General features: G+C 62.3%; 10 protein-coding genes, 1 tRNA gene and 2 pseudogenes. 8 read left to right on the top strand and 5 right to left on the bottom strand.

Going from position 1 to position 14894, the window contains the following annotated elements; all coding sequences use genetic code 11:
• Positions 1–27 precede the first annotated feature (27 nt).
• The 7 genes and pseudogenes from AABE10_RS03390 (at position 28) to AABE10_RS03360 (ending at position 7354) form a co-directional block, all read left to right on the top strand.
• On the top strand, positions 28–1155 hold the full coding sequence (locus AABE10_RS03390) for a TauD/TfdA family dioxygenase (protein ID WP_342931860.1): 1128 nt from the start codon (positions 28–30) through the stop codon (positions 1153–1155).
• Positions 1156–1219: 64 nt separating this feature from the next.
• The gene (locus tag AABE10_RS03385) at positions 1220–2104 is read left to right on the top strand and encodes an isocitrate lyase/PEP mutase family protein (RefSeq protein WP_342931859.1); all 885 of its coding nucleotides are present in this window, start codon (positions 1220–1222) and stop codon (positions 2102–2104) included.
• Positions 2105–2169: 65 nt separating this feature from the next.
• On the top strand, positions 2170–3552 hold the full coding sequence (locus AABE10_RS03380) for an MFS transporter (RefSeq protein WP_342932247.1): 1383 nt from the start codon (positions 2170–2172) through the stop codon (positions 3550–3552).
• Between the two features lie 46 nt (positions 3553–3598).
• Positions 3599–3787, top strand: coding sequence for a hypothetical protein (locus tag AABE10_RS03375; protein WP_342932274.1), 189 nt, complete (start codon positions 3599–3601; stop codon positions 3785–3787).
• Between the two features lie 195 nt (positions 3788–3982).
• Positions 3983–5025, top strand: a pseudogene (locus tag AABE10_RS03370) (CoA-binding protein); the annotation flags it as partial.
• A 197-nt stretch (positions 5026–5222) separates the two neighbouring features.
• Positions 5223–6518 (top strand): MFS transporter, encoded by a 1296-nt coding sequence (locus AABE10_RS03365; protein WP_342931858.1) that lies wholly within the window; start codon positions 5223–5225, stop codon positions 6516–6518.
• Between the two features lie 53 nt (positions 6519–6571).
• On the top strand, positions 6572–7354 hold the full coding sequence (locus tag AABE10_RS03360) for a substrate-binding domain-containing protein (RefSeq protein ID WP_342931857.1): 783 nt from the start codon (positions 6572–6574) through the stop codon (positions 7352–7354).
• A gap of 40 nt (positions 7355–7394) precedes the next feature.
• Here the strand turns inward: AABE10_RS03360 and dctA are convergent, their stop codons facing one another.
• From dctA to rpoD, 4 genes and pseudogenes are all read right to left on the bottom strand, one after another.
• Complete coding sequence (gene dctA / locus AABE10_RS03355; protein ID WP_342931856.1) at positions 7395–8702, bottom strand: C4-dicarboxylate transporter DctA; 1308 nt, start codon at positions 8700–8702, stop codon at positions 7395–7397.
• A pseudogene (locus AABE10_RS03350) lies at positions 8699–9656 on the bottom strand (LysR substrate-binding domain-containing protein). Before AABE10_RS03350 ends, dctA begins: the two are co-directional and overlap by 4 nt.
• Positions 9657–10172: 516 nt before the next feature.
• Positions 10173–10260: transfer RNA gene (locus tag AABE10_RS03345), tRNA-Ile, on the bottom strand.
• Positions 10261–10459: 199 nt separating this feature from the next.
• Positions 10460–12505, bottom strand: a complete 2046-nt coding sequence (gene rpoD, locus AABE10_RS03340) for an RNA polymerase sigma factor RpoD (RefSeq protein ID WP_342931855.1) — start codon at positions 12503–12505, stop codon at positions 10460–10462.
• A gap of 61 nt (positions 12506–12566) precedes the next feature.
• On the opposite strand from rpoD, the gene AABE10_RS03335 reads away from it, so the two are divergent.
• Complete coding sequence (locus AABE10_RS03335; protein ID WP_245763414.1) at positions 12567–12914, top strand: hypothetical protein; 348 nt, start codon at positions 12567–12569, stop codon at positions 12912–12914.
• 24 nt (positions 12915–12938) lie between these two features.
• Here AABE10_RS03335 and dnaG read toward each other — a convergent pair whose 3' ends face one another.
• On the bottom strand, positions 12939–14822 hold the full coding sequence (gene dnaG / locus AABE10_RS03330) for a DNA primase (protein WP_342931854.1): 1884 nt from the start codon (positions 14820–14822) through the stop codon (positions 12939–12941).
• Positions 14823–14894: the final 72 nt, after the last annotated feature.

Here is a 14894-nt window from a genome sequence, read left to right as displayed (position 1 = left end):
ATTCCGGAAACCATGGAGACAGCGCCGTTGAATTCCTCTTCTCGACTTTCGAACCGTCCCACGGCATGGCTTGCCGCCGACGCAGAGCGTGAGACCTCGTGGATTCAGCGCCTTACCGCACAGGAGGTCGACGGTTTCGAAGCCGCCCTCGCGCACGCGAGCAAGCTGAACCGCCCGCTGCTCGACATGACACCCGACGACTTTCCGCTGGGCGACGCCGCACGCAACGCACTCGAACGCGCGATTGCGACGACGCAAGGCCGCTGGGGCATGTGCCTGCTTAAGGGTTTTCCCGTCGACCGCTGGACCGAAGAAGAAACGCGGCTCGCTTACTGGGGGATGGGCCTGCACATGGGCGTCGCGCGTACGCAGAACCGCGCGAGCGAGGTGCTCAACGACGTGCGCGATGTCGGTTCGACCTACAAGACGACGAATGGCCGCGGCTATAACACCAGTGCCTCGCTCGACTTCCACATGGATTCCAGCGACGTGGTGGGTCTTCTGTGCCGTCGCACCGCACGCAGCGGCGGCGAGAGCAAGGTTGTGAGTTCACTCGCCATCTACGACGAAGTCATGCGGCGCCGTCCGGACCTTGCGCAAGTGTTGCGCGGTCCGTTCTACTACAGCTATCAGGGCGCGCAAGATCCGGCACAGCGCCCGTGGTACTGCTGCCCGATCGTCGGCAGTGAGCCCGAATGGTTTGCCATGCGCCTGAACCGCAAGAACGTGATTGCAGCGCAGAGGGATTTCAATGACGTACCGCGTCTGACCGCCGCGCAAACGGAAGCGCTCGACCTGCTCGACGAGCTGATGCCCGATCCACGCTTCTGTTTTTCAATGTGGCTCGAACGCGGCGACCTCCAGTTGCTCAACAACTACGTCACCATCCATTCACGTACCAGCTTCGAAGATCACGAAGATTTCGACATGAAGCGGCATCTGCTGCGCCTGTGGCTCGCGGTGCCGGGCGCGCAGCCCTTACCACCCAGCTGGCGCGAGTATTTCGGCGACGTGCGGGCAGGCGCCGTGCGCGGGGGCCTGCGCGGCAGCCATCGCACGTCCCAGTTCGAAGCGTACGAAAAGCGCCAGGCCGCGTACATGAACATGACGCTGTCCGAATGGGCGCCATTTGAACGTGAGCCACAAACCGCCTGACTCGCGCAAGCCGCAATACCACTCGCGCGACTCACCGCGCGCGGCCACCAGGGAGGCAGTGACCTTGAACGAATCGCGAGGAGGCCGGGCCACGAGCCGGCTGCGACAGATGCTGAAGGATGGGCCACTCCTGGCTGCGCCTGGCGTCTACGATGGCATCACCGCGCGGCTCGCCGAACAGGCAGGCTTTCGTGCTTTGTACATGACGGGCGCGGGCACTGCGGCTACGTACGGCCTGCCGGATTACGGCCTGCTCACCATGACTGAGATGGCGGCGAACGCCGCGCGCATCGTCGCATGCACGTCCGTGCCGCTGATCGCGGATGCGGACACTGGCTTTGGCAACGAGCTCAATGTGACGCGTGCCGTGCACGCATATGAACAAGCGGGCGTCGCCGGAATCCACATCGAAGATCAGGTGTCGCCGAAACGCTGCGGGCATCTGGACGGCAAGGAGCTGGTTTCCGTAAAAGAGTTCGTTGCGAAGATCCGGGCGGCACTTGCCGCGAGGCGCGATCCCGACTTCGTCTTGATCGCGCGTACCGATGCAAACGGCGTGAATGGCCTCGACGACGCCATCTCGCGCGTGAATGCGGCACTCGATGCCGGCGCAGACCTGGCCTTTGTGGAAGCACCGCACGATCGCGACCAGATTTCGGCGATTGCGCGCTCCGTAAGGGGGCCCTGTCTCTTCAACGTCGTGCGTGGCGGCAAGAGCCCGGACATCTCTCTCCTGGAGCTCGAAGAACTCGGCTATCGTCTCGCGATCATGCCGAGCCTCTTGCTGGCGAGCGTCATGCAGACATGTGAGCGCGAGCTTGCCGCTCTCAGGGAAACTGGCGTTCCGCCTGCCTCAAGCACGGCGCTCACGGCAAAAGAGCGCTTTCGGCGCATGGGCGCCGAGGAGTGGGATGCGCTGCGCACGCGCTTTCTCGACCCACCTCGCTGAAGAGCTAGCCCGATACGACAATACAAGGACAGGAGACAAATGTGATTTCACCGGCATCTATCGGCATGCGTCTGGACGCATTGCCGATCAGCGCGTTCCACCGGCGCATGCTGTGGCTGATCGCAGCCGGCATGTTCTTCGACAGCTTCGACATCACGCTTGCCGGCTCGGTGCTTGGTGCGCTCGTACACAACGGCATGTCGAGCCTGACGCTCAATGGCTATTTCATTTCGAGCACGTTTATCGGCATGGCGGTCGGCGGCACGCTCGCCGGCCTGCTCGGCGACCGCTTCGGGCGACGCTTCACGTATCAGGCCAATCTCCTTGTGTTCGGGCTTGCGTCGATTGCGGGTGGTCTCGCCACCTCGATGAACTGGCTCATCGCGTTCCGGTTCATCATGGGCATCGGACTCGGCGCGGAGATCGTTGTCGGCTATTCGACCCTCGTCGAATTCACGCCACCGCGCGAACGCGGTCGCTATTCGGCCCTGCTTTCACTCGTCACGAATACGGCGCTATTTGTATCGTCTCTCACCGGCTATTTCCTGATTCCGCTTGCAGGCTGGCGCTCGATGTTCTTCATCTCCGGCGCGGGCGCCCTGCTCGTGTGGATTGCGCGCAAGTCTATGCCGGAATCGCCGCGCTGGCTTGCGACCGAAGGACGACTCGACGAAGCCGATCGCATCGTCACGCAGATTGAAGAGCAGGCGCACGGCAACGGTTATCGCGCGTCTGGGTTTGCGCAGACGGCGGCGGATGGAAGTGAGCCCGCGCCTCCGCTCTCGGTGCTCTTCACTCGCGAGGTCAGAACGCGCACGCTCGTAGGCTCGACGATATCTATCGTAATCGGCATTGCGATCTATAGCTTTGTCACGTGGGTGCCGACATTCCTGCTCAAGCAAGGGGTGAGTCTTTCTTCTTCGCTTGGTTACAGCATGGTGATGTCATTGGGCGGACCGGTAGGTGCGGGCATCGGCGTCCTGTGCACCGATCGGTTTGGGCGTCGGCGATGCGTGGCGATTGCGTCGCTTGCGGGCGCGGTGATGGGTGTTTGTTATGCGCTCTCGACTTCGCCGTGGATTGCGGCGGTAATTGGCTTTTTGCTGTTTTGCTGCCTTTACACGATTGTAGCGTTGGCCGTGGCCTGCTATATCCCGGAGCTGTTCGGCACGCGATACCGGTTGCGAGGCAACGGATTTTGCGCTGTGCTCGGCCGGATCGCTTCTTTTTGCGCGCCTGCGATTACATTAATGACTTATGAGGCCGGGGGCATCCGTTATGTTGCCTTCAGCGTAGCCACGTTGCTCGTGCTGCAGGCACTGGTCGTCATGGTGTTTGGCGTGGAGACGCGGTCTCAGTCGCTTGAAGTCATCGAAGATCGGAATACGGCTGAGCGTGCTGGGAATTGCGCTACTGCGGAGGCTGCCGTATCAGCTTCACGCCAATAGATCCAGTTACTCGCGCCGCGCAGGGCACTGTCAGGTTATTGGAGACGTGACGGTAGAACAAAGCGATGAAAAAACGAAATCGCTTGTTCACGGCCACCGCTTCCCTGCTGTCAACATCAGCTGCGCGGTTCGCAGGTACTTCCGGTTCAGCCTGAGTCAGCGCGACATCGAGGAGTCTTTGCTCGAGCGTGGCGTCGTGGACACGTATGAAACGATCTGCGTAAGCGCGCTGTGATCGCATCGTCCGCGTCGCCGCTTTCGCCGCTCCCGTGTGTGGACCCTCGACGTTGTGAGCGTCGCCTGGAAGATGCCGCGGCGCATATCACCACCCGGATGGCCGTCTCCCAAGCAGAGAAGGGCGCGAGCGACCTGTCGGCTTCACGGCTCCCTCCTCACGCTATCGCGACCTTCTCGCCGGATCGCGAATGGCTCGGCAATCATCCGGTGGCTGTCGTGCGGCCCAGGCCATCCGCGTTCGGAAGCAGTACTCGCGGCCATCACGACGACGCTCGCGTGGGGCCCGCTCATGCGCAAGCGCATCTCGCACCTGACGGCGGAAAGTCTGCCGTGGTGGATGAAGCTCTTCGGCACCATGATCGGTGCCTCGGCGGACGCATCGCGCCACGGTCCCGACGGCTTTTGCGGCTTTGCCACCGAAGCGTTGCTCGGCGAACGCACCCTGACCGAGATCGCCTTTGCGACACTCCTCAACCTGAAACCCACGGCCGACGATCTGTTCGCCTTCAAGACCCTCGTCGGCTTGTTGCTGACAAACGGACCGGGTGCGATCTCGGCACAGGGCGCGAAGGGGGCGGTATCCGCCGATGGCCCCGAGAGTCCCGAGCGCGTCCAACTGAACAAGGCGCTGGTGGGGTTCCTCACACACACTGGCTATACGCATGGCGGCAACGGTTACGAAGGGATCGCGTTCCTCAACGAGGCATTCCGCGGCAGCGACCTCGATGATCCTTCCGATGCGCACCACACCGTCGACCTCGAAGCGCTCGCGCGGAGCTCCGTTGAGCGCTACGCGCAGTACAAGGCGCGCCAGAAGCACGTGGGAAGCCTCGATATTGCCAAATTCCCGGGTGTCAATCATCCCGTCTTCAAAGACAAGCCCGTGAATCACGACCCGCGCGAAATCTTCATCGCCGACCTCTATGAAGCCCGTGGCGAGTACAACGTGTTCCATGCTTATTACCGCGCACTGGTGCAGGCGCTTTTCGACGCCGGAGTATCGCGTAACGTCTATTGCGTCAATGTCGACGCCTCATCGCCGCGCTGCTGCTCAAGATGCTGTGGGAGCCGCTCAGGCGCGGAGAGTTCAGCGAGGCGGATCTCGAAACCGCCGCGTTCACGATCTTTCTCTATCCACGCATGCTCGGCTGCGCCGCGGAAATCGACGATCACTTGAACCGTGGACGCAATATGGATACCCGCACGGCCGCTTCGCAGTGCCACTTCGTGGCGTGACCAAAAGTCTGTGACGGGCCGCCGCCGCGTGCTCGCGTTACAAGCCGCGGTGGTGTCAGCGGGCCCTCGATTGATAACGACCGAACATCAATCGTTCCGAAAATTGCACTTATCGTTTTACCGGGGCCGGGCGAACATTGCCAAAACCACAATCGACCGGACCACCGCGTATTTTCTGGATCTCAGGAGACATCTTGATGCACCCATCGTCTAGCCTTTCGACCGGACGTTCGAAGGCCGCTGCGGTTTTCCGCGTAACGGCCGGGAATTTTCTGGAGCAGTTCGACTTCTTTCTGTTCGGCTTCTACGCCACGCAGATCGCCAACGTCTTCTTTCCGGCATCGAGCGAATTTGCTTCGCTGATGATGACGTTTGCGGTCTTCGGCGCCGGCTTCCTGATGCGGCCGCTGGGCGCGATCGTGCTTGGCGCCTACATCGACGATGTCGGCCGCCGCAAGGGCCTCATCGCCACGCTCTCCATCATGGCAAGCGGCACCATCCTGATCGCGTTCGTACCCGGCTACACTACGATCGGACTTCTGGCACCCGCGCTCGTGCTGCTCGGGCGGCTGCTGCAAGGCTTCTCGGCGGGCGCCGAACTGGGCGGCGTGTCGGTGTATCTCGCCGAGATGGCCACGCCCGGCCGCAAGGGCTTCTTCACGAGCTGGCAGTCCGCGAGCCAGCAGGTGGCGATCGTTGTCGCTGCGGGCCTCGGCTTCGCGCTCAATCAATCGCTGAACGCGGCGGCGATCGCGGCGTGGGGATGGCGCGTACCGTTCTTCGTCGGCTGCATGATCGTGCCGTTCATCTTCATGCTGCGCCGCAATCTGGAGGAAACGCACGAGTTCAAGGCGCGCCAGCATCGTCCTGGCATGAAGGAAGTGTTCGGCACGCTGGTCCAGAACTGGGCCGTCGTTGTCGCCGGCATGATGCTGGTGGCGATGACCACCGCGAGCTTCTACCTCATCACGGTCTACGCGCCGACCTTCGGCAAGTCGGTCCTGCACCTGAGCACCGCCGATAGTCTGCTCGTCACGCTGTGCGTCGGCGTGTCGAACTTTGTGTGGCTGCCGGTTGGCGGGGCACTCTCCGACAAAATCGGCCGCCGGCCGCTCCTTGTCGGCATGACGGTGCTCGCCATCGCGACGGCATACCCGGCACTGTCGCTGCTCGCTCACGCGCCGAGCTTCGTCAACATGCTGCTCGTCCTCCTCTGGCTCTCGTTCATGTACGGCATCTATAACGGAGCGATGGTCGTCGCGCTCACGGAAGTGATGCCAGTGCAGGTACGCGTCGCTGGCTTCTCGCTCGCCTACAGCCTCGCTACCGCCGTGTTCGGAGGCTTCACGCCCGCGATCTCGACGGCTCTCATTCACATGACGGGCGACAAGGCGGCGCCTGGCTACTGGATGAGCCTGGCCGCATCGTGCGCCCTTTTGGCGACGTTCGCACTCTATCGCCGCCGCGCAGTGACGCTGACCCCGGCGCACTGATGCGCATCTCGTTGCGCAAGCGTCTATCACCGCAATCCGACACGACTCCGATCATGAGAAACCTGCTTCTGAAACTTTGCGCGGCAGCGCTCGTTGCAACCTCGGCCGCTGCGGCGAACGTACAGGCCGCCGACCTGCACGTCATGAGCTCGGGCGGCTTCACCGCCGCGTACAAGGTGCTCGGTCCCAGGTTCGCGTCCCAGACGAACAACACGCTCGACACCGCGCTCGGGCCCTCGATGGGTAAATCGCCCGAAGCGATCCCCAACAGGCTCGCGCGTGGCGAGCCTGCGGACGCCGTCATCATGGTCGGCTACGCACTTGACGAGCTGATCAAGCAAGGTAAGGTCATCCCCGGATCGCGGGTCGAGCTGGCCGATTCGCGCATCGGCATGGTCGTGCGCGAAGGTGCGGCGAAGCCCGACATCGGCTCGGCCGAAGGCCTCAGGCAGACCCTGCTGCATGCGAAGTCGATCGCCTACTCGGACAGCGCGAGCGGCGTCTATATCGAGCGAGAGTTGTTCAAGAAGCTCGGCATCCAGGACCAGGTCAGGTCGAAGGCGAAGATGATCCCGCGGATTCCAGTGGCGTCGGTGGTGGCGAACGGTGACTACGAAATCGGCTTCCAGCAGGTGAGCGAGCTGCTGCCCGTACAGGGCGCGACCTTCGTCGGGAAGATTCCCGAGTCTCTGCAGTCCGTTACGCGCTTCGCCGCCGGCATCCCCGTCGGCGCGCAGCATCCCAAGGAAGCGAAGGCGCTGCTCGACTATCTCGCTTCACCCGATGTCCAGGCAGAAGTGAAATCGACCGGGCTCGATTCCGTTTCCGCGCATTGAGGCAGCACCATGGGAAGGCTCGCCCCAGCCAGCCTTCGCGTCACCCTGCGGTGTCCGTCGCGGCGTCGTTGGCACCGTCCGGGCAGCCTGGCTCGACCACCCTGAGCATCTGCGCGAGACGCGCACGATCGCACGCGCCTTCCCACAGCGAAACAAAGATCACTGCGCAGGCGTTGCTGATCACGCTCGTCAGGGCACGCGCCTCGGACATGAAGCGGTCGATGCCCACCAGAAGCGCCACCCCGGCAACGGGCAGATCGGGAATCGCGGTGAGCGTAACGACGAGCGCGACCAGCCCGCTGCCGGACACGCCGGCCGCCCCCTTTGAAGTGAGCAACATGACGGCGAGCATCGTCGCGATCCGCGGCGCGGAAAGCGGCACATCGCACGCCTGCGCGATGAACAGCGAGGCGAGCGTCAGATAGATTGCGGTGCCGTCCAGATTGAACGAATAGCCCGCAGGCAGCACAAGCCCCACGACTCCCTTGTCACAACCGAGCGCCTCAAGCTTCGCGATCAGGCGCGGCAGTACCGGCTCCGTCGACGACGTCGCGAGTACGATGAGCAATTCCTCGCGCATGTAGCGCAAGAGTCGCCAAAGCGCGAAGCCGTGCAGCCGCGCGAGGGGCGCGAGCACCAGCGCAACGAATAACAGGCATGCCACGTAGAAGGACACCATCAGCATGCCGAGCGAGCCGACCGAGCGGATGCCAAAGCGCCCGACCGTGAAAGCCATCGCACCGAATGCCCCGAGCGGCGCGAGTCGCATGATCATCGCGAGGATGCGAAAGAGCATCTGGGCGACGCCGTCGATAAGGGCTAGCACTGGCCGGCCAGCCCGCGGATATGAATTCAGCGAGAACCCGAAGAGCAGCGAAAGCATCAGCACCGGCAGCACTTCGCCCTTCTCGAAGGCGCCTAGCATCGTCTCCGGGATCATGCTCAGCCCGAACGCAACAAGCCCAGGCACCTGCGCGTGCTTCGTGTATTGCGCGAGGATGCCCGAATCCAGATGATGCACGTCGATGTGCATGCCGGCGCCAGGTCGCAGCATGAACGCGGTGACGAGTCCGATCGCGAGCGCGACGGCCGTCAGAAGATAGAAAAGTGCCAGCGCCTGGATGATCGTGCGCCCGATGGCCTTCCCGCTGGTAAGCGACGTGATGCCGGAGACGATCGTGCAAAAGACGATCGGTGCGATCATCATCCGCACGAGGCCGACGAACGCGTCGCTGAGGGGCTTGAGCAGCGCACCCGCTTGCGGCCAGAAATGGCCGAGCGTCATGCCGAGCACCATGGCCAGCACGACCTGCACATAGAGCAAACGAAGCGGTCTTGCCAACCTCACGATGCCGTCTTCCTTCTTGTCTTCGCCGTGGTCGTCGCAGTATTGGCCACGGCATCGCCGCTTGCGACGCCCCCGCGCTTCGTCTCGATGATGATCCGGTGAAACTCCTGTGCGGCCGGTGTAAGCGGCCGTCCGCGCCGCCTCACGATTCCCACGCGTCGTTTCACCACCGGTTCGACGAGCGGCACGCTCGTGAGGATGGGATGCTCATGTCCGGGCATGGCCATCGACGGCACCGCGGCGACACCGAGCCCCGCTTCGATCAAACCGAGCATCGTCGTGACGTGCCGCGTCTCGCAGACGCTCGGCGCTCGCGGCGCCACCGCCGAGAGCGCCTGGTCGAGCAACAGGCGGTTACCGGAAGTCTTGTCCACCGAGACGTATTCGTGCTCGTAAAGCTCGTTCCAGGTCACGCGCTTCTTGCGCGCGAGGGGGTGGTCGCGGCGGCAGGCAGCAACAAACCGCTCCTGGAGCAGCACCCTCAGCCTCCTGGCTGCCCATAAAGCTCACGCCGAAATCAGCCTCGCCGCTGATGACGGCGCCAAGCACCTCGTTCGCGCTCGAATCAAGCAGCTTGACCCTGATGCGTGGGAAGCGGCGATGATAGTTCGCGATGACGTTCGGTAGAAAGTAATACGCCACCGAAGGCACGCACGCGATGGTCACATGACCCAGGCGGCTCGATGAAACATCGCGGATGCCGAGCAGCGCGACGTCGAGATCATCGAGCAGTTGCTCCGCGCTCGGGGCGAACACGCGGCCGACGCTGGTGAGCGTGACGCTGCGCGTAGTGCGCTCGAAGAGACGCACGCCGAGCGCCTCCTCGAGCTTGTCGATCCGACGACTTAAGGCAGGCTGGGAGATGCTGACCGCCTCGGCGGCCTTTCGGAAGCTTCCCAGCTCAACCACCGCGCGAAACGCCTGCAAGTCATTCAAATCGAAGTTAACGCCCACGGGCCGGCCTCCGCATCTTGAATGCCGAGTATTTTGCATGATTCAGCCGAGAGCGCCCATCGAGGACCACGCCCGTCTGCGCAGCCCTTGATGGGTACCACGGACGCGAGGCGCGCCGGGCCGGTTTCACACGGTCGGCCGTCATTCGTTGTTCGGGACGCAGCTGTCTCTTCATGGCCGATTGCCGCCCGACGAGGTTGTCCGGAACCTTATAGCCGCAAGCTAGCTTTGGTCTTCTGCGACAGTGGCCCGAGAAGTTCTGCAGACGTCAGCAGCAGCATGCCGTGCCTCCAATCGGTCGCAAGGTACCAGCTCACCGAGTCCAAAAGAAGAAAAGCCGACAAACAGCCGGCTTTTTCAACGTCACGTCCACATCGGTATGACGCGGACAAAACTTTCTGCCCTGTCATCGCATGCCGATAACGCATAACGTGGCCCATCGGACAATAAAGCATAACCCGTCCAGGTGGCCAACTTATGCTTAACGGCATATATTCGCGGGAGCCTTGTGGGGCTTGGTGGGCCGGGTGGGATTCGAACCCACGGTGTCCTTTCGGAGGCGGATTATGAGTCCGCTGCCTGCAACCAGCACGGCGTCCGGCCCAACGATGTTGCTTCGCGACGGAAGCTGGAGGGGACCAACAAAAAGACCCGGTCTGAAGGCCGGGCCTGTTTGTTGATTGGCCGACATACTACACGAAAAAAGGGCTTCCGTGATCGCTTCGCTGAACAAAGCGATCGGGAAGCCCGATGCGCAGATCAACTCAACCAGCAACCAACGTACGCACCTCGGTGCACGTCGATCAGTTGCCTTCGAGGAACGACTTCAGCTTGTCCGAGCGGCTCGGGTGACGCAGCTTGCGCAGCGCCTTCGCCTCGATCTGCCGGATACGCTCACGCGTCACGTCGAACTGCTTGCCGACCTCTTCCAGCGTATGGTCGGTGCTCATTTCGATGCCGAAACGCATGCGCAACACCTTCGCTTCGCGCGGCGTCAGCGAATCGAGCACGTCCTTCACGACATCGCGCATGCTCGCGTGCAGCGCGGCGTCCGATGGCGCAACCGTATTCGTATCTTCGATAAAGTCACCGAGATGCGAATCGTCGTCGTCGCCGATCGGCGTTTCCATCGAGATCGGCTCTTTCGCGATCTTCATGATCTTGCGGATCTTGTCTTCCGGCATCTCCATCTTCTCGGCCAGCGTCGCCGGATCCGGCTCGAGGCCGGTTTCCTGCAGAATCTGACGCGAGATGCGGTTCATCTTGTTGATCGTTTCGATCATGTGCACCGGAATACGGATCGTGCGCGCCTGGTCCGCGATCGAGCGCGTGATGGCCTGGCGGATCCACCACGTCGCGTACGTCGAGAACTTGTAGCCGCGGCGATATTCGAACTTGTCCACTGCCTTCATCAAGCCGATGTTGCCTTCCTGGATCAGATCGAGGAACTGCAGGCCACGGTTCGTGTACTTCTTCGCGATCGAGATCACGAGACGCAGGTTCGCCTCCGTCATCTCGCGCTTCGCCTGACGGGCCTTCAGTTCGCCCGCCGCCATCTGACGGTTGGTTTCCTTCAGGTCCTTCAGCGGCAGCACCACGCGCGCCTGCAAGTCGAGCAGACGTTGCTGCTGTTCGCGGATAGCGGGCACGTTACGCGACAGGATCGCGCTGTACGAGTGATTCTCGGCGACGATCTTGTCGGCCCATTCGAGGTCCGTCTCGTTGCCCGGAAAACGCGCGATGAACTCGGCACGCGGCATGCCACACTTGTCGACCACCGTATGCAGGATCTGACGCTCGACCTGGCGCACTTCGTCCACCTGCGCGCGCAGCGTGTCGCACAGACGCTCGACGGTACGCGCGGTGAAGCGGATCATCATCAGCTCATCCTGAATCGTTTCCTGCGCCTTCAGGTAGGACTTCGACTTGTAGCCTTCCTTCTCGAACGCGCGGCGCATCTTGTCGAACCATTCGCTGATCAGCGCGAATTTTTCGAGCGACAGACGCTTCAGTTCTTCGAGTTGCGCGGCGTTGGCCGTCGCTTGCGCAGAGCCGTCGTCGTCTTCCTCTTCTTCCTCGTCGGCCTCTTCCTCTTCTTCGTCTTCGTTTTCGATCGCTTCGGCTTCCTGCTCGGAGAAGCCGTCCGCGTCTTCCGCGTTCGCGTCGATCAGGCCGTCGACGAGCTCATCGATGCGGATCTCTTCGTTCGCGACGCGCTCAGCCATTGCGAGGATATCCGCGATCGTGGTCGGGCACGCGGAGATGGCCATCACCATGTGCTTCAGGCCATCTTCGATACGCTTCGCGATTTCGATTTCGCCTTCGCGCGTGAGCAGCTCGACGGTGCCCATCTCGCGCATGTACATACGCACCGGATCGGTCGTGCGGCCGAATTCGGAGTCGACGGTGGAAAGCGCGACTTCCGCTTCCTCTTCCACTTCATCGTCCGACGAAGCGTTGGGCGCGTTGTCGTTCAGCAGCAGCGTTTCGGCATCGGGCGCCTGCTCGTAAACGGCGACACCCATGTCGTTGAACGTGCTGATGATGCCTTCGATCGCCTCGGTTTCTGTGAAGTTGTCCGGGAGGTGGTCGTTGATCTCGCCATAGGTCAGGAAGCCGCGCTCCTTGCCGAGCTTGATCAGCGCGCGCAGCTTCGAGCGACGCTCTTCAAGCTCCTCGACGGTGCCAGGCTGCGATGACGCGAACGCGTCCTTGAGCAGCGCCTTTTCCTTAGCGCGGCGGTCGCGTGCCCGGGCCTTTTCGCCTTTGCCCTGAGCGGGGGTTGCAGCTGCTTCTTCGCTCTGGGTTGCGTCGTCATCGACGGATACTTCGTTCAGCTTTTTCGTCATGGAGTTCGCCATACCGGCTGTAGTCTCGACTGCCGGCTGCTGGACAACAGCCGGTTGAACCGTGGATACCAAAGACTCGCGGGGAGCCGCATCGTCCTGCGCGACATCCGCTTCCCTTTCGCTTCTGACTCCTTGCCGCTTCGCAACCGACGCCACCGACTTCGATGTCACCGATGCCGCTCTCGCGGCCGAAGAGGTCGAGGCTTTCTTCCGGGCTACTGGCGTGGCGGTTTCGGCAGACGCCTTTCTGGCGGAAGAAGCCGGCCTGGCTGCACTGACCCTGGTGGTCTTTTTCGGCTCCTCCGAGCCTTTGCCTGTCGCCCTTTTTCCGCCTGTAGTCTTTACCATTGCAATCGCCTTTTATCGCCTTTGCCTGGAAAACAAAACCGCTGAGAACCTTTTATTATAGCACCCGGGTTTCAGCCCTTCCCTTTCACTGTCCGAGCTGACGCTTCATGTCAGCGCGCTTTTTCATCAGCTCCGTCAATTCCGAAAACTCCTCGGGGGTGTGCCTCGACTGACGCGACAATTGATCCAGCCGCTCGCAATACGCGTCATAGCGCATCTTCAGAATGGCGGCTTTCAATTCCTCACCGGCAAGGCGCTCGTGCTCACGTCGCTCCTCGGCGACCGTCGCGTCCTCGGGATTTTTCAACAGCAGATCCCGGACGTTTTCATCATAGTCCAGAATTTCGCGGAAGATTTCCTCGAAGGTGGGGGCGTTCGCGCCGTTTCGCAACAGATCGGACAACAACTGAAATTCCGCCGTGTCGCCCAGCCCGCGCGCGTGCGTCGTCACTTCCTCGAACAGTTCGCCGTGCCGCGTGACCTGTAGCAGCGCCTGCTCTTCCTCTTCGTCGAGCGCCGCGACGATGCGCGGATGCATCACCAGATTCCGCAGCGCCCGCTGCTCGATGCCCGTGACGCTGCGGCGATCTTTGCGGGCAGGCGCGCTGCGTGCTACCGCCGCAATCCGCGCATCGACTTCGCATAGCGCGGCCACTTCGTCGAACGGCACATCGAGCCGGTCCGCGAACATATGCATGATCTGCGCGCGCAAGGCGTTTGCGGGCAGCATCTGCAAGAGCGGCTTCGCGTCGAAGAGCGCTCGCGCGCGTCCTTCGGGCTGATCCAGTTCCTTGCCCGCCAGCACCTCGTTCAGCAGGAACTGCGACAGCGGCATCGCACGGCGCACCTGTTCCGCGAAGGCGTCGGTGCCGAATTCGCGGACGTAGCTGTCGGGGTCGTGTTCGGCAGGCAGGAACAGGAAGCGGATCGTGCGGTTGTCGGCGGCATGCGGCAGACATGCGTCGAGCGCGCGGCGCGCGGCGCGGCGGCCCGCCGAATCGCCGTCGAAACTGAACACGACCGTATCCGTCTGGCGCATCAGTTTCTGCACATGAATCGGCGTGCAGGCGGTGCCCAGCGTCGCGACGGCGTTCTCGAAGCCAAGCTGCGCGAGCGCCACGACGTCCATATAACCTTCGACGACCAGCACGTAGCCCTGTTCGCGGATCGCGAGCCGCGCCTCGAACAGGCCATACAGCTCGCTGCCTTTGTTAAATAGTGGCGTTTCGGGCGAATTCAAATACTTGGGCTCGCCGCCGTCGAGCACGCGACCACCAAAGCCGATCACTTGACCCTTCACGTTACGGATCGGGAACATCACGCGTTCGCGGAAGCGGTCGTAGCGCCGGTTCTGACCCTGGGCATCCGACTTCTCGCTGACGATCACGAGGCCCGCGTCGACGAGGGCATCATCCCGATAGTTGGGGAATGCCGCTTCGAGGTTCTGCCAGCCGTCGGGCGCATAGCCGAGGCCGAAGCGTTTCGCGATTTCGCCCGTCAGACCGCGCTTCTTGAGGTACTGGATCGCGTTCGGCGCGCCGCGCAACTGTGTGCGATAGAAGTCGTTGGCCGTCTGCATCACGTCGGTCAGCGCCGTCGCGACGGCCTTCGATACGGCGGGCGCATAGCCTTCGCCCGCCGAACCGCCGCCGCCTGAGCCGGCGCGCATCGGCGAGGGCTCCTGCGGCACGGTCAGACCGACAGATTGGGCCAGGTCGTTGACGGCTTCCGGGAACGACAGCCCGGCGTGCTCCATCAGAAAGCCGATGGCCGTACCATGCGCGCCGCAGCCGAAGCAGTGATAGAACTGCTTAGTCGGACTAACGGTGAACGAAGGACTCTTTTCGTTGTGAAACGGACAGAGTCCCATGAAGTTCGCGCCGCCCTTTTTCAACTGCACATACCGGCCGACCACGTCGACGATATCGACGCGGTTCAGCAGGTCTTGCAGGAAGGAATGCGGGATCACAGTGGAGACGCGGCCTTAAAAGGAGTGAGGCACTGGGGTAAGGCGCCGGCGCAAGACATAGCCGCCGTGCGT

It is taken from the genome of Paraburkholderia diazotrophica, from assembly GCF_038900755.1.
In the GTDB taxonomy this organism is placed as follows: Bacteria; Pseudomonadota; Gammaproteobacteria; order Burkholderiales; family Burkholderiaceae; genus Paraburkholderia; species Paraburkholderia diazotrophica_A.
Note: the sequence above shows the minus strand (reverse complement) of the source record. Positions and strands in the feature narration are given on the sequence as shown.

Excerpts from the sequence above, each read along its gene's own strand:
- rpoD (WP_342931855.1), bottom strand. The coding sequence starts at position 12,505 with ATGACGAAAAAGCTGAACGAAGTATCCGTCGATGACGACGCAACCCAG.
- AABE10_RS03365 (WP_342931858.1), top strand. The coding sequence starts at position 5,223 with ATGCACCCATCGTCTAGCCTTTCGACCGGACGTTCGAAGGCCGCTGCG.
- AABE10_RS03360 (WP_342931857.1), top strand. The coding sequence starts at position 6,572 with ATGAGAAACCTGCTTCTGAAACTTTGCGCGGCAGCGCTCGTTGCAACC.
- AABE10_RS03380 (WP_342932247.1), top strand. The coding sequence starts at position 2,170 with ATGCGTCTGGACGCATTGCCGATCAGCGCGTTCCACCGGCGCATGCTG.